Here is a 23,115-nt window from a genome sequence, read left to right on the forward strand (position 1 = left end):
AACTTACAAATCTTGAATGGATTTTAGGGGATTGTTGGGTTTGACGCGATCGGGTCGATCGAACGAGCGATCCACTTTATCCTTCCTTCGGGCAAACTTCAAAAGCCAACTCGTGTCGATAAAAACAAATGTTGAACTCCGCGAAGAAGTTCATGTGTCCGAAAATTACCGGTATATCGCCGATCTCGATCCAAGCGAATCCGAGTAAAACGGGTGGAAATCGCGCGATCGTACCGGATACAACTAAACCGCGGGAATCGCTCCGAGCCAAGTTGCCGCTTAACGGAATCGAAACCGTTTGATTTTCCCAAACAGCCCCTAGTTGTAGACCGACCTCATAAGGCAGAACATTGACACTCGCGCCCGTATCTAGAAGCGCCATGACTTCTAGAGAACGATTTCCCAAGGTGAGGACTAAGGGCAGATACGGCATAATGAGCGATCGCCCGAGGTTGTCCGTTCGTTCGGTGAATGAATAACGTTCCGCGTTAAGCATCGGATTCCGCCTTCGCCCTATCCAATAAATCCGATAATGCTTGAACCCCGACGCTATCGGCTTGAGGAGACCACACCACCGCTTCGGTGGCCGCTAATCGATCGAGAAGCGAAGTCTCTGGCTCGGATTTTTCGGTGGATTCCAAGTTATATCCTTCTTCTCTAGCGACCGCGAGAAGGAGAAAGTGGATAAGCCGCAATTTATCTTGGTGAGATAATCGCTCTACGGTGGGTAAAAGTTCGCGGAGAGTCATATCGCTCTTTCGGGGAGGGTGGGCGATCGGGATTGTCTACTCTCTAAGTGTAACGATTAATTGAAAAATCGCTTTAACGAACGATCGCCGATCGGTAGCGCTTCTATCCATCGCGAAATTTCGGGAGAAGAGTTATCCCTATCTTACCTCTTCACTCCAAGGCAAAGCTTAATTGTAGGGGATTGTTGGGTTCGACTCGATCGAACGACAAAATCGGCGATCGCACTATTAATAACTGTAGAGGCACGAAACCCAACACGCGTCTCGTTAATTTTACGAGAAGTTGTCAGGTTTCTTTACGGAACACGCGATCTGGTTGATCGGCGATCGAGATCGAGCTTAAACAATAGGTTGAATAAACTCAATGCCAGATCAATCACGGAGTCGCGTCTTGCCCCTCTTTCTCATCTGCTTTCTTCTGTAATTTTTCATACATTCTTTCGCACACTTGGAGTTCGTCGAAAAGATAATCACCTTCAGAGAGATTTCTTTCCTTCACGATTTCTCTCAAACTCTCGACTCGCTTATAAAACAGCTTATTCTGGTGATCAATAATCGTTTGAATCACTAGGGGAATCACCTGTGCAAAGGCTTCTTGAGTAAGTGGTAGAGACTGTAAAGGTCGCTGATCTGTGTTCATGTTAGCCTCGATCTTTCTCAATTCTTCTGGAGTGACTGGTGGAACCTCATAAAGTGGATCTGTGTTCATGTTTTTTCCTTATCTCGCCTTCAACGGGGATGATAGTTGGACATTCTCAGTATAACAAGTTCCTGCGAATGTTATACAGATTGTTTTACCAAGTACCTAGCAATATCTCTCAAAATAAAGTTTGAGGTTGGCATAGAAACTTATAGCAAATCATATTCTATCAAGATCTGATGCAACCTCAAACTGGATCAATCTCCCCCGTTATGAGAAATTCCAAATTGAAACTTGTGAATTCCAACAGCCAAAACTAGCTCCATAGCTGTTCCATAAGAAGTGCCTGTTTTTTGTACCCCTATATTTTTCCATACTATATGATTAAGAGAATCTCTTTTGCCTAAAGTATACCCTGGACTAGAATAAGTTACAAAATAATGCTCGTTTTGAAATGAAAAGTATACTATATCAGGTTTTCTATAAGTCGTTACATATCCTCCACCTTCTCGCAAGATAAACTCTAATTCCTTAGTAATCTCTCCCAGGGTCTTCCATTTAACAGGAGAAAGCTCACTAAAATTCTTTTTACAATCTCTTCCCATCTGGAAGGACAACTTAATAAGATTATCATAATACAGCCTTTCTCAGATAAATGAGGTACGTTTTGGGAGCTAGAACCCTTTAGTAGCAAGGGTTTGTCTGTACTTCACCTTTACGAGAAAGGCTGTACTTATAATTTTCTTCTATGGGATCACCAAAGGAACAACCTTCAGGTAAAACAAATTGATTTTTGCTAAAAATAGCAGAATCACATTTTCTTTTTGTAATTTTTTCGACAATTTTGTCGCTCTCCAAGCAAAATTCATGGCATTCTTCAATAACTTTATCTGAATTGTCACGTCCTTGGCGATAATAGGATTTTTTTATTATTTTGTTTTCTAATACTTCACAGCCTTGATAAACTAACTCTTTTGTAATCGCCATCAATTGATCAAACTGTTGTTGAAGCACTATTCTTTCCTCCAGATCCGAAATACGTTGGCCTTTTGAGCCTTAATTTTGACTTTAATTTTATAGACTAAATTCACATCAAAGAGATACAGACGTATGATCTATCTAGCTGTAGATTATACGGATTGTATCCATGTAACAACCCTATAGAGGTATTTTTAAGGATTTATTCCATATCTCACCCTCAAGGGGGATGATGGTTGGAAATTTTCCGTCTAATACGCCCTAGCGATATTATACAAATTTCTCTAGCGCTCGCAAACACTCCATCACCAACCATTACACATCGTAACAGTGGAGTTCGATCGCTCTCCCCATTTCCCCTACCCTGCAAACTGGCGGAGAATTCTCACGACTTCCTCGGTATTTTCTGATGATAATCTCCGTTTAACCTCGCGAATATAATCGGATAGCTCCATCTAATTCGACCGTGAACTTAACTCTTTTTTCGCCGCTAACAACATTTCCCAATAAACATTCCACTCGAAATAATCCATATCGTCCCCTAGCTCACCCGAACGAAATCTAGGATAGAATTCATCCTAACTCATGCGATATTGATTCTCGTATTGCTTTACACGGTTTTCTAAATCCAAAATTTGAGCGTAAATCTCCGAGTTTTCACGTCGATCGCTCTGAATTTTTTGATGCAGTAACTCTCTTTCTTCCGCGGAGAGCGAGAGAATAATTCGCGCATCGGGAATCAACCAATTGGGTATTCATTTTCGTTACGATCCGAGATAGGAGTGTTTCCCGTGAGAACTGTACCGGATTCGATCGAGATCCGCTTCCATCCCCATGATAGGGTAGGGAATCGCTCCCCCCATTTCCCCTACCCCGCAAACCGAGAATATCGGGATGGTTGGGTGGCTAGTTCGCGGATTGGCTAACCAGCGTAGCTGTCTCCCGATCCAAGTTAACCAACGCTTCTTGAATTCGATCTACCTCGCGTGCCTCAAACATCACTTCGCCACACTGGTCGCATACCCACGCCGGAATATTGTCCCAAGAAACATGATAGCCATTCCGATCGATGGTAAAGGGAGCGGTTCCGCGTCGCATTCGAGCCTTACAGTATAGGCATTCCATTCTTACAGTCTCCCTTTAAAATCAGGTGTCCATTGGTTAGGATCGGGTAAATATGCCGTAATGATAGCTAAATATTCATCTTTCGGAGTACAGACCACATGAATCGCTCGATTATCTCGTCCAAGCCCTAACATCAGACAGCTATGACCTCGCGCGTCTTCCGGGTAATCTTCAATGATCTCACCTAGCGTGACCACTGATTCCACTTCAGCGGTTGAAATCATTCGATCCGGGCGTAACATTTGCCTGATCGTGTGCGGAAGAAACAACAGCCTTTTACCGGCCGCTTCTCGAACTTGTTCTAGGATGCCATCGGTCACGTCAACCGCTGATGGATTTCAAGGATATTATAATCTATTCCGATCGAACGGTCGGACGTGTTAGCGTAACGCTCCTACCCCGCGAATTGCCGGATAATTCTCGCGACTTCCTCGGGATTTTCTAAGGGTAAATTATGACCGCCGGCGACTACCGCGCGCGTCGCGGTCGGCATCGCGGATTGTTGTTCGGCGAGGTCTTCGGGGCGGTTGAACTGGCTCTTATCGCCGTAGATGAGAGCGATCGAACTCCGAATTTCCTTCAATATACACAAATAGCGATTTTTGTCAATGCCATTGAACTCGATTCCCGCGCGGGTTCTCAGCCGGTTCGCCCAACGCCAGCGAACGCCACCTTTGCAGGGTTCGGTATTCCTTTCGGCGAGTTCTAGGGCGAGAGATTCGGAGAGATTCGGGGCGGATTGGCGCATTCTTCCCGCTACCGTGGCTATATCGGGGAAAACGGGATGTTCCGGCGGCGAGGCCAGATAATCGAGGTGGGTGGTTAACTGATTTACCGTTTCGCTCGCTCGCATTTCCGCGGGGATGACCGTTTCCACGAGAACTAATTTTTCTACCTTCCACGGACGGATACTCGCGTAAATCGCGGCCAGTACCGACCCGAAGGAGTGACCGATAAGGGTAATCGGTTCCTCGGCGATTTGGGACACGATAGCGTCGATATCGCCGAGAAAGTCGAGTAAATGGTACGATCCTCCCTGGGTGATATGGTCGGATTTGCCGTGACCGCGTAAATCCGGCGCGATGACGCGATATCCCTGTCTAGCGAGACGAATCGCCACCTCATGCCACGTAGCGCCCTGTTCTAGAATGCCGTGGAGACAGAAGAGGATTTTCCCCGCTTTTTCCCCCCAATTACAGAGACAGAGATTCAAACCGCGGACATTGATATAGGTTTCTTCCATCTCCGCGAGGGAAGGGGTTTCCACCGGTTTCTCTTCGGGAAGGGAATAATCAAAGATAGACGCGACCTGACGGGAGAATTCTCCTAGCGGTCGAGGGAGTTGGATTTCTTTCCAGCTTTCGGCTAGTTTCGCGTCGATGGTCTTTCTTTTCAGGAAATTCGGGTCGCCGACGGAGAGGGATTGCCGGTGTACCCCGTCGGTCATCCGCTGTCCCTCGTAGGGGGTGAGAAGGGATTCGTGGAAGGGGATTCCCAGGAATTCGCACAAGCGACGGGTGACGGGTTCCGGATTGGTGACTAATTCCTCGTAAACAATTAAATGATGGCGTTCGGGGTCGATTCCCGCGAGAAAGTCGAGAATATTTTGATTTCCCCGCGCCCAGATAAGTTCCGCGAGTTGATACGGGTCTTCTGTTCCGTTACCGACCAGTTTATCCATGCGGAGACGGCAGAAAGAATCGATAACCGCGTGGGGATGCCGGACGAGGTGAATATATTTCGCGTTGTCGAAAATCGTTTCCGCGCGGTCGAGGGTTTCCCGGTGGAACGCGTAGGTGGGGGATTTATCGATAAGCAGTCGGGAACCCGCGAAGGTTTGCAGATTGGCGTAGATTTCGGGGATAGATAGGTCTTGACGTTTCCATTCGTCTAGAATCGCCTGACCGGTCTCGCTATCGACCCCTTTTAAGTCCATGATGGCGCGTTGCAATCCTTCCCCGAGATGGGAGAGGGAAAGGTCTTGTTCCCGTTGTCCCATCGTGTCGAAGGGTAATAGATGCAATTCGGGAGGGGAGGCTAAATCGGGATGGCCGGCTAACATCACCCGCAGTAAGGTGGAACCGGAACGAGGACTAGAGAGAATGAAGGCGATAGGCGGTAGTTTTTTCTCTACCTGGAAGTTTCCCGCAGAGATTTGATAATTACCGACCGATAACGGGGTTTCGGGGACGGGAATGGATTCCCCCCCGCGATGGGTTCTCGCAAATTCTCCGGCGAGATATTTGGCGAGATTGCCGATTTTCGGGTGTTGGTAGATTTCGCGGGGATATAGCATTAACTGGAGGTCGGTTTTTAGCCGATTAATCGCCTCCATGACCATTAACGAATCCATACCGAGATCGAGTAAACTATCCTCGGCGTTGATTTTTTCGGTGGGTAGACCGATGACGCGGGCGATCGCCGATCGAAGATAATGGAGTATATATCCCTCTCTCTCCCCGTCCGGTAGTTGCAGAATTCGATCGAAAACCCCAATTTCCTGACTCTTTTTAACTTCGGGCGCGAGAATACGGGCGAAATAGGGAGAATTCACCAACTCGGGAAACTGCTGGCGTACCGCGTCCCAATCGATGTCGATAATGCCGATTCGGGCGGTATTTTCGGGGATTTCGTCTATCAGCTTCAAGGATTCGGCGACGGGAAGGGGATTTAATCCTTTCACCGCGATACGGGTTCGCGCGGCCATTCCCCCGTCTAAAGTTCCCCAGTTAACCGTCAACGCGGGAAGGCCGAGACTATGACGATAATAAGCGATCGAATCCAGAAACGCGTTCGCGGCGGCGTAATTTCCCTGGCCGGGGGAACCCAATAACGACGCGGCCGAGGAAAACATCACGAAGCTATCGAGGTTCATTTCTCGCGTTAATTCGTGAAGGTTCCACGTCCCGAGGACTTTCGGCCGGAAAACCCGTTCAAATTGTAACCAATTTAACCCTTGCAGGAGGCCATCGTCTAAGACTCCCGCTAGATGAAAGATACCTTTCAACGGGGGTAAATTATTCCGGACGTTATCCAGTACAGTTTGCAAGTCCTCCCGGTTCGCGACATCCCCTCGGGCTACGGTGACGGTAATCCCTCGCTGTCGTAGAGTTTCAAGGGTTTCTCGCGTCGCTTCCGGGGGGTCTTTCCGTCCCAGTAAGACGAGGGAAGTGACTCCCCGCGACGCTAACCATCCCGCGGTTTCTAGTCCTAATTGACCGAATCCCCCGGTAATTAAATAGGTTCCTCGCGAATAGTCGATTTTACTTTGAATTGCTTTTTGCTGAACTCGCTGTATACGGGGGGTGTAACTCTGTCCCCCGCGGAAGGCGATTTGTTTTTCCGCGTCCGGATTGGCGATACGGGAGAGGAGGAAATTGACTTCCTCGCTTCGATTCTCGTCTAAATCGATGATTCCGCCCCAATACTCAGTATATTCGAGAGCGATCGATTTCCCCATCCCCCAGAGAGTCGCGGCCACCGGATTCGTTACCCTATCGGACTCGATAACTTTTTGAACCCCTCGGGTAACAATCCAGAGTCTCGCGGTGATTGCCGTCGCGACGAGGGATTGTAGGAGATACAGGACTCCGCGACAACCGAAATCCGCAGTTTCTATCGGGGAGTTTTCTAAACCCCACAGATACAGGATTCCGTCTAGGGAGTTTATATCCGAGAATAAACGTCGGTAATCGTCTTTACTTGCGGGATTAATTATCCATCCCCGTTCTAGTTTCCGATAGCTGTCTCCCGCGTATACGAAATAGGAACCGGGTAAACGGTTTTCTAACTCTTCACTCAGCGAATCCGTCCCCGCGAAAACGAGATAGATAGATTCGGGACGGGAGGAGGGGATAAACGTTTCTTTCTCCCAGATTTCCCCGTATAACCAATCGCGATGACTTTCTTCGGTGAACCAGTAGCGTTGACGCTGGAAGGGATAGGTGGGTAAACCCGCGAGACGAGTCCGGGGATAATCTCGATCGAACCCGCGCCAGTCGATCGATACCCCCAACCCGTACAATTTAGCTAGACTGTCGAGTATCTGTGTCCAGTCGTCACTATCCTCGCGCAGACCCGTTAACCAATAGCCGGATTCGGAAATCGCCTTTCCCATGCCCGATAAGATGGGTTTTGCGCCGATTTCGAGAAAAATTCGATATCTCTGTCCCTGTAGCGTCTCGATACTATCGGAGAAACGAACCGGCGCGAGAATATGATTCACCCAGTATTCGGGATTGGCGATTTCTTCCCCGATAATTTTCCCGGTAACGTTGGAAATCAAATCGATTTTCGGCGCTTGATAGGAAACCTCTCCCGCGAATTTCCGGAAGTCTTCCTCGATCGGCCGCATCAGGGGAGAATGGAAAGCGTGGGAGACTTTTAACTTTTTCGTTTTGACCGTTTTATCCTTGCAGAAGTCGAGAATTTTGTCTAAAGCTTCCGTTTCCCCGGAAATAACGAGATGTTGACCGTTAAACGCCGCGATAGACACGCTATCTCGATAAGCCTCTACCGCTTTGCGAATCACTCCCTCCGTCGCGAATACGGCTACCATTTCCCCGGTTCGCGGTAAAGATTGCATCAACCGCGCGCGACGGGTGATGAGTTTTAACCCGTCCTCGACGCTGAAAACTCCGGCTATCGTCGCGGCCACGTATTCCCCGACACTATGCCCCATAACGACGCTAGGAACGATTCCCCAGGACATCCACAGTCGCGCTAACGCGTACTCGATGGCGAAGATAGTCGGTTGTGTATATAAAGTCTCGTGAATACAGTCGGATCGATCGAATAATACCTCGACCAAGGGGATCTCTAATTCCGATTGTAGGATAGTCGCGCAGTGATCGATCGCTTCCCGGAAAGTGGGCTGTGTCCGGTAGAGTTCCCGTCCCATTCCCGCGTACTGCGAACCCTGTCCGGTGAATAAGAAGGCGACCCGTTTATCTAGTTCGGGATCAACGGTTTTATATTCGCTAATCTCGTTTAATTTCGTCAATAAGTCCCGAGAATCGCCCGCGATGACCGCCAAACGACGCGAAAAACTCGATCGACCCGTGTTCGCGGTAAAGGCGATGTCCGCCAATTCACGAGTTAAATTATTTGTCAAGTAATTTTTATAAGCCGTAACTAACTCCCCGAACGCGGTTTCATTTTTCGCGGAAAGGGTGAGAATATGCAACGGTCTATCTTCTCCTATCTCCTGCCTTCTGCCTTCTGCCTCCTGCCTTCTGCCTTCCACGATTACATGGGCATTGGTTCCCCCGAAACCGAAGGAACTCACCCCGGCTATCCGGGGATTTTCTGCCGTATCCCAGGACTGTAAACGCGTAGGGATCTCGATCGAACTATCCTGGAGATCGATATGGGGATTGATCGTTTTTAAATGTAAATGCGGGGGAATCTGTTCATTCTGTAGGGAAAGGACGACTTTAATCAATCCCGCGATTCCCGCGGCCGCCTCTAGATGGCCGATGTTCGTTTTCAGCGAACCTAGCATCAAAGGTCGATCTCGATCGACGGACAGAACCGCTTTTAATGAATTTACCTCGATCGGGTCGCCCAGCGCCGTTCCCGTCCCGTGAGTTTCCACGTAGGAAATCGCCGACGGTTCCACTCCCGCGTTCCGCAATGCCTGACGGATAACACTCTGCTGGGCTAAACCGTTGGGCGCGGTCAAACCGTTACTCCGTCCGTCCTGATTGATCGCGGTTCCCCGGATTACCGCTAGAATCGGATCGCCATCTCTCTCCGCTGACGAGAGACGTTTTAAAATCACCACCCCGCAACCTTCCCCGCGAACGTACCCATCCGCCGCCGCGTCGAAGGTTTTACAGCGTCCGTCCGCGGCCATCATGCCCGCTTTGGTGAAAGTTTCCGTCAATTCCTCGGATAATAATAGATTAACGCCCCCGACGATCGCCCGCTCGCACTCTCCCGACTGTAAACTTCGCGCCGCGAGATGAACCGCCACGAGAGAGGAGGAACAAGCCGTATCGATCGCCAGAGAGGGACCGCGCAGGTCGAACCAGTAGGATAATCGATTAGCGGCGATACTGTGCGCGTTGCCCGTCCCGATATAGGGATTGGTTTCTAAGGCTTTCTGGAGACGGATTTGGGAGTAATCGGAACTACTGATGCCGATAAACACACCCGTTTGACTTCCCGCCAGCGTTTCCGGGTTAATGCCGCCATTTTCCAGCGCGGAATACGTGACTTCTAATAATAATCGCTGTTGGGGGTCGATCTCGATCGCTTCCCGACGGGAGATACCGAAGAAATCCGCGTCGAATCGATCGATATCCGTCAAAAAACCGCCATAACCTTTCTGTACCCAGCGGCCGTTACTCTCCGCTACCGCGTCCATTCCCCCCGCTAACAACCGCCAGAATTCCCCCGGATTGTCCGCGTCGGGAAAACGACAGCCGATGCCGACGATAGCGATCGATTGTTCCCCCGCCGGAATCGTCGGTTCTACCGCGTTAACCGTTTCCTCTCCCGATAAATAGGCGGATAACGCCTCGATCGTCGGGTAATCGTAGGCTAACGTCGGCGATAACTTTCTTCCTAACCAATCCTCTAATTCCGCCGAAAGACGGATGACGGAGAGAGAATCTAACCCGTAACTGGCGAGGGGTTCGCGGGGATCGATCGAACGCGGGGAAATTCCCAAACGTCGGGCGATATTCTCCCGTAACCAGGATTCGATCGATCCCTGTTGCCGATTTTCCCTTTCTACGGCAACGGGAACCGGTTCCGACACGGTAACGCCCCGATCCTCGCCGATACTATGTAAACTGCCCTCTAAATATTCCGCCTTGCAAGCGTGTCGCTGGATTTTGCCGCTAGAGGTTTTCGGGATACTGCCGGTTTTCAACAACACCACGCGATAGGGAAGTAACTCGTGATTCTGTAAGACCGCGACGCGAACCGCGCGCGCCACTTCTTCGGTGTCCAGTTTCCGTAAATAACTCCGTTTGACCTCGTAGGCGATGATTAACCGTTCCTCGCCGTCGATTTCCACCGCGAACGCCGCCCCGCAACCCTCGCGAATGGCGGGATGGCTACTCTCTACCGTTAATTCGATATCCTGCGGGTAATGGTTGCGCCCGCGAATAATAATTAAATCCTTCAAACGGCCGGTGATAAATAGTTCCCCGTCCTGGAGAAAGCCGAGATCCCCCGTCCGCAGAAACGGCCCCTCGTTTCCCGCGCGCGCGTTAAACATGGCTTCGGTCAGGGTCGATCGATTCCAGTATCCCATCGCCACGCTAGGACTTTTCACCCAGATCTCGCCGATTTCATTCTCCGGACGGATTTCTAGGGTATCGGGATCGACTACCTTTAACGTTCCCTCGATCGCTCTCCCGCAACCGACAAAGGTAACGCTTTCCTCTCCCGTCGCGGGAATCACGCGATTCTCCTCGATGCCGCGCGAGTCGAAACTTGCCATCACGGGGGGATTTTCCTTGATCCCCCCCGATACGATTAACGTCGTTTCCGCCATCCCGTAACAGGGATAGAACGATTCGGGTTTAAAACCGTTCGGGGCGAAGGTTTCGGCAAAATTCAACAGGGTTTTCGATCGAACCGGTTCCGCGCCGGTAAAAGCCAGCGTCCAACGGCTTAGATCGAGGGTTTCCCGCTGTTCGGCATCGATCTGACTAACGCAGAGATCGTAGGCGAAATTGGGCGCGCCGCTGGTGGTGGCTTGATAGTCGGAAATCGCTTTCAGCCAACGGTAGGGACGCTGGAGAAAGGCGACGGGAGGCATGAGAACCATGCGCGCCCCGACATAAACGGGCTGGAGAATGCCGCCGATTAGACCCATATCGTGGTAGGGGGGCAACCAGGAAACGCCGATACTTTCGGGGGTATCGCCGAAACAGCGATTGATCGCGCCCGAATTGTGGATAAGATTGGCGTGACTCACCATCACGCCTTTGGGAACGCCGGTAGAACCGCTGGTGTATTGTAAGAAGGCGAGTCGATCGCCGTCGGGACGGTACTCGCGCCAATCGTCCGCGAGGGTGAGGGGAAGGGTATCGGTGGTGATACAGCGAAGACTCTCGCGCGAGAGAGAAAGGGTTAGCTTGCCGGCGATCGATTCGACGAGGGAATCGGTGGTGAGGGCGAGTTTCGCGTCCGCGTCGGCGACGATCGCCTGTAATCTCTCCAGGGAACGGTTAGCGCGGGGGGGATACGCGGGAACCGGGATGACTCCGGCGTACAGACAGCCTAAAAAGGCGGCGATAAAGTCGAGTCCCGGCGGGTAGAGAAGTAGGGCGCGTTCGCCGGCGACCTGTAATAATTGGAGACGCGCGGCGATCGCTCTCGCGTGTCGATCGAGTTCCGCGTAGGTGAGGGAAGCGGACTCGATCTCGCCATCGGCTAGAAAGGTAAAAACGGGTTGGGAGGGCTGTTCGAGCGATCGATACTGTAAAAGTTCTACAAAATTGGAAAATTTCCGATTCATCTATCTTTATTCGTATTTTTAGACTTTTTTTTAGCGTTTACAGGGGTATTAATCGGCTCTCGCTGGATACAGAACTCCCATACTCTTTATTTTACTGGATTGGCGATCCCGATAACATAACACATCTCTGAGAAAGGATAAAGGATCGGTGTATAAAAGTATAGTCTACCCCCCGGCTCGATCGGGGGAGTCAGGAGTCAGGAGTCAGGAGTCAGGAGTCAGGAGGTAGGAGGGAGTCTTGGGGCGATCGCGCCAAACGGGGTTTCAATCCCCGTCGGGTGTTTTCCCCCTTCCCCCTTCCCTGTTCCCTTTAAAGAAGCGATCGAAAATCCCCCCCCGGCCCGAAAGTCACGGGTTCGACCAAAACCCAAAAATCGGAATAAACAAATGTCACAAGCCCGCCGACCGCCTCCCCACAACCTACCCCCTACACCCCACACCCTACACCCCACACCCTTCCCTCCTGACTCCTCCCCCATTCGGAAAACCGTATCTGTCTCGACTTCCCCCGTTTCTACCCCGGACGTAAAATAGAGGGGAGATTATCTAGCAGTGACAAACCTTTTTAAGATTATGGGATTCTTTGACTCGGAAGTGGTTCAGAACGAGGCGCGACAGTTGTTCGAGGATTACCAATCCCTGACGCGATTGGGGGGCGAGTACGGGAAATTCGATCGAGAGGGCAAGAAAATTTTTATCGACAGAATGGAAGAACTGATGGAACGCTACAAGATTTTCATGAAGCGTTTCGAGTTATCCGAGGATTTCACCGCGCGGATGACGGTCGAACAGCTAAAGACTCAACTGGGGCAGTTCGGCATCACCCCGCAACAGATGTTCGATCAGATGCAAGTCACCCTGGAACGGATGAAGGCGGAGATTCAATAGCCGGCTTCCCGCGAGGTAGCGATCGACTATAGCGCGATAACCGTTGATTGACAAAGAGCGATCGGGAGTATTTGCCCGATCGCTCGATCGTTTTGAATTTTGGGAACTACAGCCCGACGCGTTATGCCGATCGCCTGTAACTCTAGCGGGAATACGGGAGGGAAAAGCTTACTCGTCCACCTTTCCCCTATTCCCTTTACCGACGTTCCGCGGGAGGGGCGACGGGGGCCACATCCGGGGGAGGCGTGATCTGGATGGGAACCGATCGAGTATCCGGCTCGCTCACGGTCACGGGAACGGTAACGGGTGCGGCGGCCGGGGCGCTGTTACGGGGGGTAGACGCGGCCGGGGCGCTGTTAGAACGGGCAATGGTCGATCGCCGCCGTCTCCGTTCGCTCCGTCGGGTAGCACGGTCTTCGGAACGGGTTTCGGAACGGGTTTCGCCCCGGTAAGCCTGTACGGTGGGTTCCTCGCGACGGACACGGAAACGTCGCCGTCTCCGGGTCGGGCGATCGCCCTGCGAACCGTCGTCGATCGAGGCCGATGGATTCGAGCGATTCGAGCGATCGAGCGATCGGGATGTCAGGGTGAAAGAGACGCGACGGGGTTTGAGCGGTTCCGCGGTCAGGGTTTTCGGACGACTGTTCAAATTCGGATCGGCGAATCCCTCGCGGGGCATATTTTCGGTCGCCTTAAGCATGAACTGTCGCCACATCCACGCCGACATCGTACTCGCGCCGTTGGTCGGTTTATTATTATCGTTCCCTAGCCAGACTCCCGTGACCAATTGGGGAATATAACCGACGAACCAGAGATCGCGGGCTTTATCCGAGGTTCCCGTTTTTCCCGCCACCGGGCGACCGATTTGGGCGGGCGTTCCCGTTCCCGAATTGACCACGTTCTGAAGCATCCAGGTCATCGTCGCGGCGGTGTTTTTATTCAGGGCGGTCGTCGGTTTAAATTTCGCCTCGTACAGAACCTTACCGTGGCGATCGATCACCCGATCGATCCCGTATACCGGTCGGTGTACCCCGTTATTGGCGAAAGTCCCGTAGGCGCCGGTCAGTTCCAACAGCGTCACCTCCGACGCGCCGAGGGCGAGGGAATAGGTGGGCAGGAGTTTCGATTCGATCCCCATCGCGTTGGCCAGTTTGATCACCGGGTTCCAACCGACTCCGACGAGAACCTGTACCGCGACCACGTTCACCGAGGAGGTTAACGCGTCGCGCATCGTCAACTCGCGACCGCTATATCGATCGCCGAAATTCTCTGGCTTATAGCCATCGACCGTGTACTCCACGTCCTTGTAACTGGAGTAGGGCGATCGTCCGGCGGCGATCGCGGCGGCGTAGACAAACGGTTTGAACGTGGAACCCGGCTGACGTTTCGCCTGGGTAACGCGGTTGAATTGGTTTTTATCGTAGTCTTTACCGCCGACCATCGCTTTAATCTGGCCGGTCTTGGGATCGATCGATACCAGCGCCGCCTGTTGGAAACCCTGCCAGCGTCCGTAACGCGATACGCCCCGCTCGATCACCTTTTCCGCTTCCTTTTGCCAACCGGGATTCAGGGTGGTTTTGACGACGATCCCTCCCTCTTGTAAAGCTTTCGCGGGAACCAGTTTCGGTAGTTCTTTCTCCACGTAATCGGTGAAGTAGGGGGCTTCGCGTTGGAGACGTTTGAGCGGGCTAGGTTTGGTCGCGAGGGGCGAGGCGATCGCTTTTTCCGCCTCTGCCGGGGTGATCAGTTTTTCCGCCGCCATCAGCTTCAAAACGGTATCCCGGCGTTCCTTCGCCGCTTTCGGATTTTCGAGCGGGGAATACAGACTGGGGGCGGGAACGATCCCGGCCAGCGTCGCCGCTTCCGGAAGGGTTAATTTCTCGATCGGTTTACTGAAATACACTTGGGACGCGTCGGCGATGCCGTAGGCTCCCGAACCGAGATAAACCAGATTGAGATACCGTTCTAAAATCTGATCTTTCGAGTATTTATCCTCGATTTTCTGGGCGATCCGCATCTCGCGAAGTTTGCGATCGACACTCCTTTCTTGAGACAGAAAAACGATCCTCGCTAACTGTTGGGTGATGGTACTTCCCCCCTCTTTCACCCCCCCGGCGCGGAGGTTAGAAAAGAGCGCCCGGAAAATCCCCTGCGCGTCCACGCCGCCGTGTTCGGAGAAACGCCGATCCTCGCTGGCGATAAACGCCTCCCGCACGACTTCGGGAACCTTCGCGAGTTTGACCGTATCGTGGCTGACGGGGCCGTTCTGTTTCAAGACCGTACCGTCCGCCGCCTCGATCGTCAGGGTGTCCTTCCGGGCGTAGGTTAATACTTCCCCCAGATTATCCGGCAGGGAACTCTCGAACCGGTTCGCCTGCCAACCGATGGCGATCGCGCCCCCGCTAATGCCCAATCCCATCCCCACGAATATCCAGAATTTCGGGTGCTTTCGCCATTCGGGAAGGGGCGTTTTCGCGATCAGTCCGGAAATATCCGTCTTCAGCCGGTTAACCGCGGCCGGTAACTTGGTTTTTTCGATCGGCGTTCCCTCCTCCGTCGTCAGGGGCTTGTATTGCGGCCCGTCTCCCGAGGGGGCGGGATCGGCGGGATTCGCGTCCGCGTCCGTCGCCAGGGGCTGATACTGCGGTTCCGGAGAGGGGTCTACCGGTTTCCCCTGGGATTGAAAGATCTGCTCAAGTTTCTCTTTGAATTTCACTTTATATACCCTAATCAAGTCAAAAACTAACCGTTAAAAGTAAAAGCAGGACATTCTATTTCGCCCTATGATAGCAGGAGTCGGGAGACGGGGGCGGGAGGCGGGAGAGGGTAAAGGTGAAAGGATTAAGAAAGCTCTTTTCCCTTTCCCCCTTCCCCTTTCCCCCGAAAAAATTCCCCCTCTCCCTCACTACTCCCGAAGTTGTCGCCACCAGTGATGGAGGGGGTAATAGAGGACGGGACTCCAGAGACTACTAAGAACCGCGGAGGTGAGGGCGATCCGTTGGTAATCGACCCAGAGATCGGCGGGCGATCGATCTCCCTGGAGATAGTATTGTAGGGCGATGAAAGCTTCCGAGAGGAGGGTCATCCCGAAAACGAGCAGGACGACCGAGATCAGTTCTTCTTTGATATATCTCTGTTGGTGGATTTTGGCCGTTAAAAAGCCGATAAAACCGAAAACCATAATATGGGATGGATAATCGGTGGTGAGTCCGTCCTCGATCGCTCCCAGGACTAAACCGGCCACCACGCTATCGAGAATCGATCGATTCAAACTCCAACTCACCAGCCAGATTAGTAACCAATTCGGCCCGATGCCCAGGATCTCCATTCCCGGCAGACGGGTTAACGAGAGAAAGGCGCACAGGAGAACCGAGGCGATCGTTAGAAAAATATCCAGAAAAAAACGGGAACGGGATGATAAACGGGAACTTTTACCGAATTTACCGAGCATACAGACTCCTCACGGTTCCCCGACGGGATGAACGAAAACCCATTCGAGATGATTGACGGTAGCCGTGAACTCGATCTGGGCGGTCGGGGCGGGATTTTGCTCTAAATTCACGGAAATCACCCGACCGATGGGTAATCCGGGGGTAAACAGACGACTAACGTTAGAGGTCGTTACCACGTCCCCGACTTTCACATCGGGCGCTTTTTCAAAGAAACGGAGGGTGGCGATCTGGGAATCCCGGCCCTGAATCAAGCCCATCGAACGACCGCGGCCGATCGTCGCCCCGACGCGACTGTTGGCGTTACTGACTAACATCACCCGGCTCGTGTGCGGGGTCACGGTCGTCACCCGTCCCACCAGACCGCCGGTTCCCGTGACCGACGCGCCCACTTTAATCCCGTCGGCACTACCGCGACCGATAACGATCTCCCGCCACCAATCATCCGCGCTCCGACCGATAATCGGCGAGGTGATCACCGGCTGTTTTTGGGCTTTGTAATAACCGAGCAGGGTTTTCAGTTGTTGGTTCTGGTACTCGACCTCGCTTAAGCGATTCTGTAATTCTCGCACGCGTTGATCGGCAAGGAATTGTTCGGTGGCGAGCTTTTCTTCCCCTTGAAAGGGACGGGTAATCAGCCCGTACAGTTCAAGAATCGCCGACCCCCGGTAGGCGCGAATATACCAAGCTCCCGCGAGAGCTAAAGCGATCAGGACTAGGCGGATTCCTTGCCGTGTCCATTTCCGTCGTGCTGAATACATGATGGTTTCCCGGAGTGATGAGAGGGCGGAAGGCGGGAGCCAAGGGGAAGGGGGAAAGGGGAGGGGGGAAAGGGAAGGGGATTTTTCCCTTGATCCGAAAAACGCCCCCATCGTCCTATCTCCCGACCCCTGACCCCCCAAATCCTGGCCTCTACGGATTCGAGACTACTAGAAGCTTCTCGTTGTTTCATTGACGATCCGCTCGAATAGTTTGGGATTTTTCAAGACCTCGCCGGTTCCTTTGACCACGCATCGTAGGGGATCGTCGGCGATATGGGTGACGATCCCGGTCTCGTGACCGATCAGGTCGTCGAATCCCCGAAGGAGCGCGCCGCCTCCCGCGAGCATGATCCCCCGATCGATAATATCGGCGGCCAGTTCCGGGGGGGTTTTCTCTAAAGTGCGTTTGACGGCATCGACGATCACCGATAGGGGGTCGGCCATGCTCTCGCGCACTTCCTCGGCGGTAAGCGTGACGGTACGGGGTAAACCGGAAATTAGATGTAGCCCGCGCACTTCCATCGGGGGGAGTTCCGCGCCGGAGATCGGGTAGGCGGAACCGAGTTGGAACTTGATATCCTCGGCGGTACGCTCGCCGATGACCAGATTATGCACTTTTTTCAGGTATCCGGCGATCGCTTCGGTTAACTCGTCCCCGGCGACCCGGACGGATTCGCTCAGTACCGTCCCGTCCAGACTGAGAATCGCCACTTCCGTCGTACCGCCCCCGACATCGAGGATCATGTTTCCCGTGGCCTCCCCGACCGGTAAACCGGCTCCCAGGGCGGCGGCGACCGGTTCATCGATCAGACCGACCTCTCTGGCTCCCGCGTTTCTGGCGGCCTCGACGACGGCGCGCCGTTCGACCCCCGTGATGCCGCTCGGAACGCCGATGACCATGCGAGGATTGCCGATCGATCCCTCTAGCGCCCGTTTGATAAACTCTTCTAACATGAGCGCGGTGCTGTCAAAATCGGCGATCACACCGTCGCGCAGGGGACGGATGGCGGTAACGTGACCGGGGGTGCGTCCGAGCATTTTCCGCGCTTCCTCACCGACGGCGATCGGGTTTTTGTCTTTATCGATCGCCACTACCGACGGCTCTTCTAATACGACTCCCTTCCCGGACACGTAAACCAGGGTGTTGGCGGTTCCCAAGTCTATACCCACGTCTCTAGATAAGGATAGACCTAGACCTTTAAAAAAACCCACTTGTGGTAACTCCTGCTTTTATAAAAAGTTTCTATAAGGATATGACCGGAATTGAATCGACTTGGATTCTATTACGATTTGTATATCCCAGTCTAGCCAATCTCCCGGTAAACACGGAACTCCGGAGCGGGAATCTCGATCGATCCCGTCGCCCGCGTTAGCTTTCGGGCTACAATAGACATACTCTTGTACTAAAATAAGGCGAACGGGCTATGACTTTAAACGTCGTGCATTTAGTGGGACGGGCGGGCCGCGATCCCGAGGTGAAGTATTTCGAGTCGGGAAAAGTTCTCTGTACCTTTACCCTGGCGGTGAATCGTCGATCGAAAAATAGCGATCAACCCGATTGGTTCGATCTGGAAATTTGGGGGAAAACCGCGGAAGTCGCCGCTAACTACGTCAAAAAAGGCGGTTTAGTCGGGATTAAAGGGCTATTAAAAATGGATACCTGGACGGATAAAAACACGGGTGCGAACCGCTCTAAACCGGTAATCCTGGTCGATCAACTGGATCTTCTCGGTTCTAAACGAGATAACGAGGCGAGTTCCGGCGGTTATAGCGGGGAATTTTAAAGTAGAGGTCGAAGATGGGGATGGGGGGATGGGAAAAAAGTGGTCAGCGATCGGCGGTCGGCTAGATGTATCTTTAGATAGTAGCCAAGGCGGAAAAACTCGCTCTCTGAAAGCTGATAGCTAAAAGCCTCCTGCCTCCTGCCTCCTGACTCCTGACTCCTGACTCCTGACTGATTATGAAACACGCCCTAGTACACGAGTGGTTAACCCCGCGGGCGACGGGGGGATCGGAATTGGTGGTCAAAGAGATCTTGCAGTGCGTGGAGGCGGATCTTTACGCGTTGATCGATTTCGAGTCCGCGAACCCGGATAGCTATCTCTACGGTCGATCGATCGGCACGACTTTTTTACAGAGCTTTCCCGGCGCGCGGGAGGGCGTACAGAAGTATTTACCCCTGTTACCCCTGGCGATCGAACAGTTAAATCTGGAAAATTACGACGTGATCCTCTCTTCCTCCCACTGTGTCGCCAAGGGAGTCATCACCCGCCCGGATCAGTTACATATCTGTTACTGTCATACCCCGATGCGCTACGCGTGGGATCTGACCTTCGATTATCTCGCCAGTAGTCGGGCGGGCCGGGGATTGCCGGGGATCGCCACCCGTTATCTCTTGCACCGTTTACGGCAGTGGGACGCGATTTCCTCTCACCGCGTCGATGCCTTTATCGCCAACTCCCGACACACGGCGCGGCGGATCTGGCGTTGTTACCGTCGTACCGCGAAAGTCATCTACCCGCCGGTACAGATCGATCGATTTCCCTACCTCGAAGAAAAAGAAGATTTCTTCCTCGTCGTCTCCCGGTTGGTGAGTTATAAAAAAGTCCCCCTGATCGTCGAGGCGTTTAACGAGTTAGGATTGCCCCTGGTGGTGATCGGGGACGGGCCGCAGATGGGGTTAATCCGGCAGATCGCCCGATCGAATATTCAAATTCTCGGCTCCGTCCCCGACGAGGTGGTGGAAAAATATATGTCGCGGGCGAAAGCTTTTGTCTACGCGGCTTGCGAGGATTTCGGCATCGCCCTGGTCGAGGCGCAGGCCTGCGGGACTCCCGTGATCGCTTTTGGTTCCGGAGGCGCTTTAGAAACTGTCCGCGATAGCCGTCACGACCCTCGGAACGGAACCGGATTATTCTTCGCTCAACAGACCCCGACAGCGATCCGCGAGGCGATCGAGGGTTTCCTCGATCGGGCCCGCGACATCCATCCGATGAATTGCCGATTGCAAGCCATGAAATTTACCCCTAAAATCTTTAGAAAGTCCTATTCGTTGTTTCTGGAAGATTGCCGGGGGACACGGTTAGAAAAATTTCGATTTTTGTGACCGGGATTGCTCTCGTTTAGGTCTTCTGGTTCTATGATGGGGACAGTGTGGTGTGTGTGATGTGAAGGAGTAAGATGACTGCTAACAGCCAACTTATCTCCGTCAAGGCTGTACAGGCTTTGATGAAACGGGGGGTAAAGCCCTCGATCGCCGGTAGACGGCATCAAAGATCCGCGTGGACAGCTTTAGACGGCGACTCGTTTAAACGATTGTTCGATATTTGTTTCTCCCTGTTCGTGCTAGTTTTCTTTTCCCCGCTCTATCTGTTCCTCGCTCTAGCGATCGCCATTAGCTCCCCCGGACCGATCTTCTTCGTGCAGGAACGAGTCGGCAAGAACTTCAAACGCTTTGACTGCATCAAGTTCCGGACGATGGTGACGAACGCGGACGAGGTACTCGCCTCGATCATGGCCGACTCTCCCCAACTGCGAGCGGAATTCGAGGATAATTTCAAACTCAAGGATGACCCCAGAGTTACCTGGATCGGCAAGTTCCTACGTTTAACCAGCTTAGACGAGTTCCCGCAGTTCTGGAATGTTCTCAAGGGAGATATGAGCGTTGTCGGCCCTCGTCCTCTGGTTCCAGAAGAATTACACAAGTACGGCAATCGCATCGACAAGGTATTAACCATCCGTCCCGGTCTCACCGGTCTCTGGCAGGTGTCGGGACGCAACGATATCCCCTATCCCCTCCGGGTACAGATGGACGTGTACTACGTCAATTCCCGAAACTGCTTGACCGATCTGCTGGTGGTTCTCAAAACCATCGGCGTTGTCATTTTCCCGAAAAATAACGGGGCTTATTAAAGTTTGTAAAAAAACAATTGACAAAAAGGGGAAGAGGTGTTATTGGACTCTCTTCCCCTTTTTCGATCGATCTCTTGCCGGGACAGGAGGCAGTAGGAAAGGGTAAAGAATGAAAGATCGCCTTTTCCCTTTTCCTTTTCCCCAAAAACTCCCTATCTTCCCATCTCCCTATCTCTTCTCCAGACGATCGCTCTACCGGATAGCGTCTGGAAATAGAGGCCGCCGACGGTAATCCAAAAGATCCCGTAGGCGATCGCCTGCACGAAATAGAGTCTCTGGGTATAACCGAAAAGAGTGGCGAGAATAATGCCCGGAAAGCGATCGTCCGGCAGGATCTTACTGGTATTCCAGATCATCGGCCCGAGAATGCAATCTCGATCGAGGGGTTTGGCGAAACGCTCGTAAAAGAAACAGAGGGATTCCGAGGCCCGATCGAGTTTGGAGAGGGTTCCGATCGCCGTGTCGAAATGGCCTAACGCCGTTACCACCAATCCCGCGACGATTAATAACAGCAGTAAACCCATTACTTTAAAAAACAGGCGGATATCGAGTTTTATCCCCCATTTAAACAGCAGAACCCCGATGCCCGCGGAAACGGCGATCCCGGCGATCGCCCCGAGCGCGGGAATCAATCCCTGGCCGAATTTGGCGGCGATAAATAAAACCGACTCGAAACCCTCCCGCACCACGGCGAGAAACACGAGGAGGAACACGCCCCAACCCTCGCCGTACTTGCCGTCAAAAACCGCCCCCAGTCTTCCCTCTACCTGTTGTCGCATCTGTCGCGCGTGACGCGTCATCCAGACGAGCATCCAACTGAGCATGGCGATCGCCAGAACGCTGAACGTTCCCTCTAACAAGGGTTCGATCGCCGGGGCGTATTTCTGGCCGGCCGCGGGGAGCGTTTGAATTAACCAACTGAAGAAAACGCCGATCGAGGCACTAGCGAGGATACCGACGGCGATCCCCGCGTATACCCACCGATTCGCGCTCGTTCGTCCCGCTTTTTTCAGGTAGGCGAGGACGATTCCCACCACGAGGGCGGCTTCCACTCCCTCGCGCAGGGTGATGATAAAGGTCGGTAAGGCAGAACTGTAGTCCATCAGGATTTCTTGGTGAGCGCGGTACTGGATTTCTCGATCGCCTTAATCAGTCCCGTTACCTGTTCGGGGGTTTTCACGGGAGTGGCGGGCGGTTCCACGGAAGGCCAGGCGGTTTTTAACTCCGTCAGGGTTTTCTCGATTTCTTTCGCGGCGGACGGATCTCGTTTCTCTATCTCCGGGGCGATGTTTTTGTAGAGTTCTTCGGCGTAGAGAACGAAACCGCGGGAATCCTGATACTCGATCGCGGCGGAGATTTTCCCGTTGGCGATCGAGGCGGTATATTCGGAATTGGCGGTATCGAGGAGTCCGTTAATTACCTGGAGGATAAATTTCGGGTCGCGACGCTGGCTGTCGGGTAGGGCGGCGATCGCGGTATCGATGGCGCTCAGGGAACCGGTAAATTCGGTATTCACTTTCCCGCTATCTTTCGCGCCGGCTTTGACCAGATCTTGCAGGGAGATCAGGGTCGTTTTAAAGTCCTTCACGCCGCGTTCCCCGAGTTGATCCTCGACATCGGCGTAAATTTCCTCGACGGGATGACCGATATGGGGTTCGGCCTCGCTCGGTTTTTTCAGCGCTAACAGTTCTTTGGCGACGATGAGATGACCTTTCATCAGGCCGAGTTTGGTCATGTAGTCCACGTCCTTGGCCTCGCCCTCTAACACCACCTCCTCGATCGTTACCATGTCTTTAATGCGATCGAATTGCTCTTGACTGAGAACGTTTTTCGAGACCAGTTCCTCGGTGCTACCGTAGGGGCGGCTGGCTTGAATCTGGTTAGAGAGCGCGGGAATCCCGAGTTTTGCCTCTAATTTGTCCAATTCGGAAAGAATAGCGTTATTAATATTGATTTTCTGCCCGTGGTTATGGCCGGCGGTCTCGGAAGCCGTGGCCGTCGGGGACGGGATCGACGTGGTTTGACCGGTGGGGCCGGAACTACAGGCGTTCAGGAGGACGAGACCGGCCGAAGCCGTCATCGCCCAGAAACGACGGGATACGCTCATGATTTTCTCGCGCTCGGTCATGTTCGA

19 protein-coding genes are annotated in these 23,115 nt (G+C 52.7%); 4 read left to right on the top strand and 15 right to left on the bottom strand.

The features are described from left to right. Positions 1-76: 76 nt before the first annotated feature. From V0288_RS06320 to V0288_RS06355, 8 genes are all read right to left on the bottom strand, one after another. A complete protein-coding gene (locus V0288_RS06320) occupies positions 77-496 on the bottom strand; it encodes a pepsin/retropepsin-like aspartic protease family protein (RefSeq protein ID WP_422661915.1) in 420 nt (139 codons plus the stop codon). Next, the gene (locus V0288_RS06325; RefSeq protein WP_332864202.1) at positions 489-749 is read right to left on the bottom strand and encodes a hypothetical protein; all 261 of its coding nucleotides are present in this window, start codon (positions 747-749) and stop codon (positions 489-491) included. Before V0288_RS06325 ends, V0288_RS06320 begins: the two co-directional genes overlap by 8 nt. Positions 750-1,125: 376 nt before the next feature. Further along, positions 1,126-1,458 carry a hypothetical protein gene (locus V0288_RS06330; RefSeq protein WP_332864203.1) on the bottom strand — a complete coding sequence of 111 codons (333 nt, stop codon included), beginning with the start codon at positions 1,456-1,458 and terminating at the stop codon, positions 1,126-1,128. Positions 1,459-1,646: 188 nt separating this feature from the next. After that, on the bottom strand, positions 1,647-1,994 hold the full coding sequence (locus V0288_RS06335; RefSeq protein ID WP_332864204.1) for a hypothetical protein: 348 nt from the start codon (positions 1,992-1,994) through the stop codon (positions 1,647-1,649). Positions 1,995-2,073: 79 nt separating this feature from the next. After that, positions 2,074-2,403, bottom strand: coding sequence for a hypothetical protein (locus tag V0288_RS06340; protein WP_332864205.1), 330 nt, complete (start codon positions 2,401-2,403; stop codon positions 2,074-2,076). A gap of 870 nt (positions 2,404-3,273) precedes the next feature. After that, a complete protein-coding gene (locus tag V0288_RS06345; RefSeq protein ID WP_332864206.1) occupies positions 3,274-3,492 on the bottom strand; it encodes a YgiT-type zinc finger protein in 219 nt (72 codons plus the stop codon). A 2-nt stretch (positions 3,493-3,494) separates the two neighbouring features. Further along, positions 3,495-3,812 (bottom strand): DUF4258 domain-containing protein, encoded by a 318-nt coding sequence (locus V0288_RS06350; RefSeq protein WP_332864207.1) that lies wholly within the window; start codon positions 3,810-3,812, stop codon positions 3,495-3,497. A 74-nt stretch (positions 3,813-3,886) separates the two neighbouring features. Beyond that, entirely contained in the window at positions 3,887-11,971 is an 8,085-nt protein-coding gene (locus tag V0288_RS06355) for a hybrid fatty acyl-AMP ligase/type I polyketide synthase (RefSeq protein WP_332864208.1), read from the bottom strand. Between the two features lie 573 nt (positions 11,972-12,544). Between V0288_RS06355 and V0288_RS06360 the strand changes: the two genes are divergently transcribed. After that, positions 12,545-12,859: a DUF1825 family protein gene (locus V0288_RS06360; protein ID WP_332864233.1), complete on the top strand. Its 315-nt coding sequence runs from the start codon at positions 12,545-12,547 to the stop codon at positions 12,857-12,859. Between the two features lie 196 nt (positions 12,860-13,055). Here the strand turns inward: V0288_RS06360 and V0288_RS06365 are convergent, their stop codons facing one another. From V0288_RS06365 to V0288_RS06380, 4 genes are all read right to left on the bottom strand, one after another. Further along, positions 13,056-15,575, bottom strand: a complete 2,520-nt coding sequence (locus tag V0288_RS06365; protein ID WP_332864209.1) for a transglycosylase domain-containing protein — start codon at positions 15,573-15,575, stop codon at positions 13,056-13,058. Positions 15,576-15,764: 189 nt separating this feature from the next. Beyond that, the gene (mreD, locus tag V0288_RS06370; protein ID WP_332864210.1) at positions 15,765-16,310 is read right to left on the bottom strand and encodes a rod shape-determining protein MreD; all 546 of its coding nucleotides are present in this window, start codon (positions 16,308-16,310) and stop codon (positions 15,765-15,767) included. Positions 16,311-16,319: 9 nt separating this feature from the next. Beyond that, entirely contained in the window at positions 16,320-17,069 is a 750-nt protein-coding gene (gene mreC, locus V0288_RS06375) for a rod shape-determining protein MreC (RefSeq protein WP_332864211.1), read from the bottom strand. Positions 17,070-17,237: 168 nt separating this feature from the next. Next, positions 17,238-18,281: a rod shape-determining protein gene (locus tag V0288_RS06380; protein ID WP_422661916.1), complete on the bottom strand. Its 1,044-nt coding sequence runs from the start codon at positions 18,279-18,281 to the stop codon at positions 17,238-17,240. 212 nt (positions 18,282-18,493) lie between these two features. Between V0288_RS06380 and V0288_RS06385 the strand changes: the two genes are divergently transcribed. Continuing rightward, positions 18,494-18,853, top strand: a complete 360-nt coding sequence (locus V0288_RS06385) for a single-stranded DNA-binding protein (protein ID WP_332864213.1) — start codon at positions 18,494-18,496, stop codon at positions 18,851-18,853. Here V0288_RS06385 and V0288_RS06390 read toward each other — a convergent pair. Then, positions 18,850-19,038 (bottom strand): hypothetical protein, encoded by a 189-nt coding sequence (locus V0288_RS06390; RefSeq protein ID WP_332864214.1) that lies wholly within the window; start codon positions 19,036-19,038, stop codon positions 18,850-18,852. The two genes, V0288_RS06385 and V0288_RS06390, sit on opposite strands and share 4 nt — an antisense overlap. Between V0288_RS06390 and V0288_RS06395 the strand changes: the two genes are divergently transcribed. After that, positions 19,030-20,175 (top strand): glycosyltransferase, encoded by a 1,146-nt coding sequence (locus tag V0288_RS06395; protein WP_332864215.1) that lies wholly within the window; start codon positions 19,030-19,032, stop codon positions 20,173-20,175. The two genes, V0288_RS06390 and V0288_RS06395, sit on opposite strands and share 9 nt — an antisense overlap. A gap of 74 nt (positions 20,176-20,249) precedes the next feature. Further along, positions 20,250-20,981, top strand: coding sequence for an undecaprenyl-phosphate galactose phosphotransferase family protein (locus tag V0288_RS06400; protein ID WP_332864217.1), 732 nt, complete (start codon positions 20,250-20,252; stop codon positions 20,979-20,981). Positions 20,982-21,133: 152 nt separating this feature from the next. Here V0288_RS06400 and V0288_RS06405 read toward each other — a convergent pair whose 3' ends face one another. After that, positions 21,134-22,084, bottom strand: a complete 951-nt coding sequence (locus tag V0288_RS06405) for an FTR1 family iron permease (protein ID WP_332864218.1) — start codon at positions 22,082-22,084, stop codon at positions 21,134-21,136. Further along, complete coding sequence (locus V0288_RS06410; protein WP_332864219.1) at positions 22,084-23,088, bottom strand: ComEA family DNA-binding protein; 1,005 nt, start codon at positions 23,086-23,088, stop codon at positions 22,084-22,086. The genes V0288_RS06405 and V0288_RS06410 overlap by 1 nt, the downstream gene beginning before the upstream one ends. Between the last annotated feature and the right edge of the window lie 27 nt (positions 23,089-23,115).

Source organism: Pannus brasiliensis CCIBt3594 (assembly GCF_036688125.1).
GTDB lineage: Bacteria > Cyanobacteriota > Cyanobacteriia > Cyanobacteriales > Microcystaceae > Pannus > Pannus brasiliensis.

Coding starts and splice junctions, on each gene's coding strand:
- mreC (WP_332864211.1), bottom strand. CDS start 17,069: ATGTATTCAGCACGACGGAAATGGACACGGCAAGGAATCCGCCTAGTC.
- V0288_RS06355 (WP_332864208.1), bottom strand. CDS start 11,971: ATGAATCGGAAATTTTCCAATTTTGTAGAACTTTTACAGTATCGATCG.
- V0288_RS06335 (WP_332864204.1), bottom strand. CDS start 1,994: ATGGGAAGAGATTGTAAAAAGAATTTTAGTGAGCTTTCTCCTGTTAAA.
- V0288_RS06410 (WP_332864219.1), bottom strand. CDS start 23,088: ATGAGCGTATCCCGTCGTTTCTGGGCGATGACGGCTTCGGCCGGTCTC.
- V0288_RS06345 (WP_332864206.1), bottom strand. CDS start 3,492: ATGGAATGCCTATACTGTAAGGCTCGAATGCGACGCGGAACCGCTCCC.
- V0288_RS06325 (WP_332864202.1), bottom strand. CDS start 749: ATGACTCTCCGCGAACTTTTACCCACCGTAGAGCGATTATCTCACCAA.
- V0288_RS06360 (WP_332864233.1), top strand. CDS start 12,545: ATGGGATTCTTTGACTCGGAAGTGGTTCAGAACGAGGCGCGACAGTTG.
- V0288_RS06405 (WP_332864218.1), bottom strand. CDS start 22,084: ATGGACTACAGTTCTGCCTTACCGACCTTTATCATCACCCTGCGCGAG.
- V0288_RS06330 (WP_332864203.1), bottom strand. CDS start 1,458: ATGAACACAGATCCACTTTATGAGGTTCCACCAGTCACTCCAGAAGAA.
- mreD (WP_332864210.1), bottom strand. CDS start 16,310: ATGCTCGGTAAATTCGGTAAAAGTTCCCGTTTATCATCCCGTTCCCGT.
- V0288_RS06385 (WP_332864213.1), top strand. CDS start 18,494: ATGACTTTAAACGTCGTGCATTTAGTGGGACGGGCGGGCCGCGATCCC.
- V0288_RS06320 (WP_422661915.1), bottom strand. CDS start 496: ATGCTTAACGCGGAACGTTATTCATTCACCGAACGAACGGACAACCTC.
- V0288_RS06400 (WP_332864217.1), top strand. CDS start 20,250: ATGACTGCTAACAGCCAACTTATCTCCGTCAAGGCTGTACAGGCTTTG.
- V0288_RS06395 (WP_332864215.1), top strand. CDS start 19,030: ATGAAACACGCCCTAGTACACGAGTGGTTAACCCCGCGGGCGACGGGG.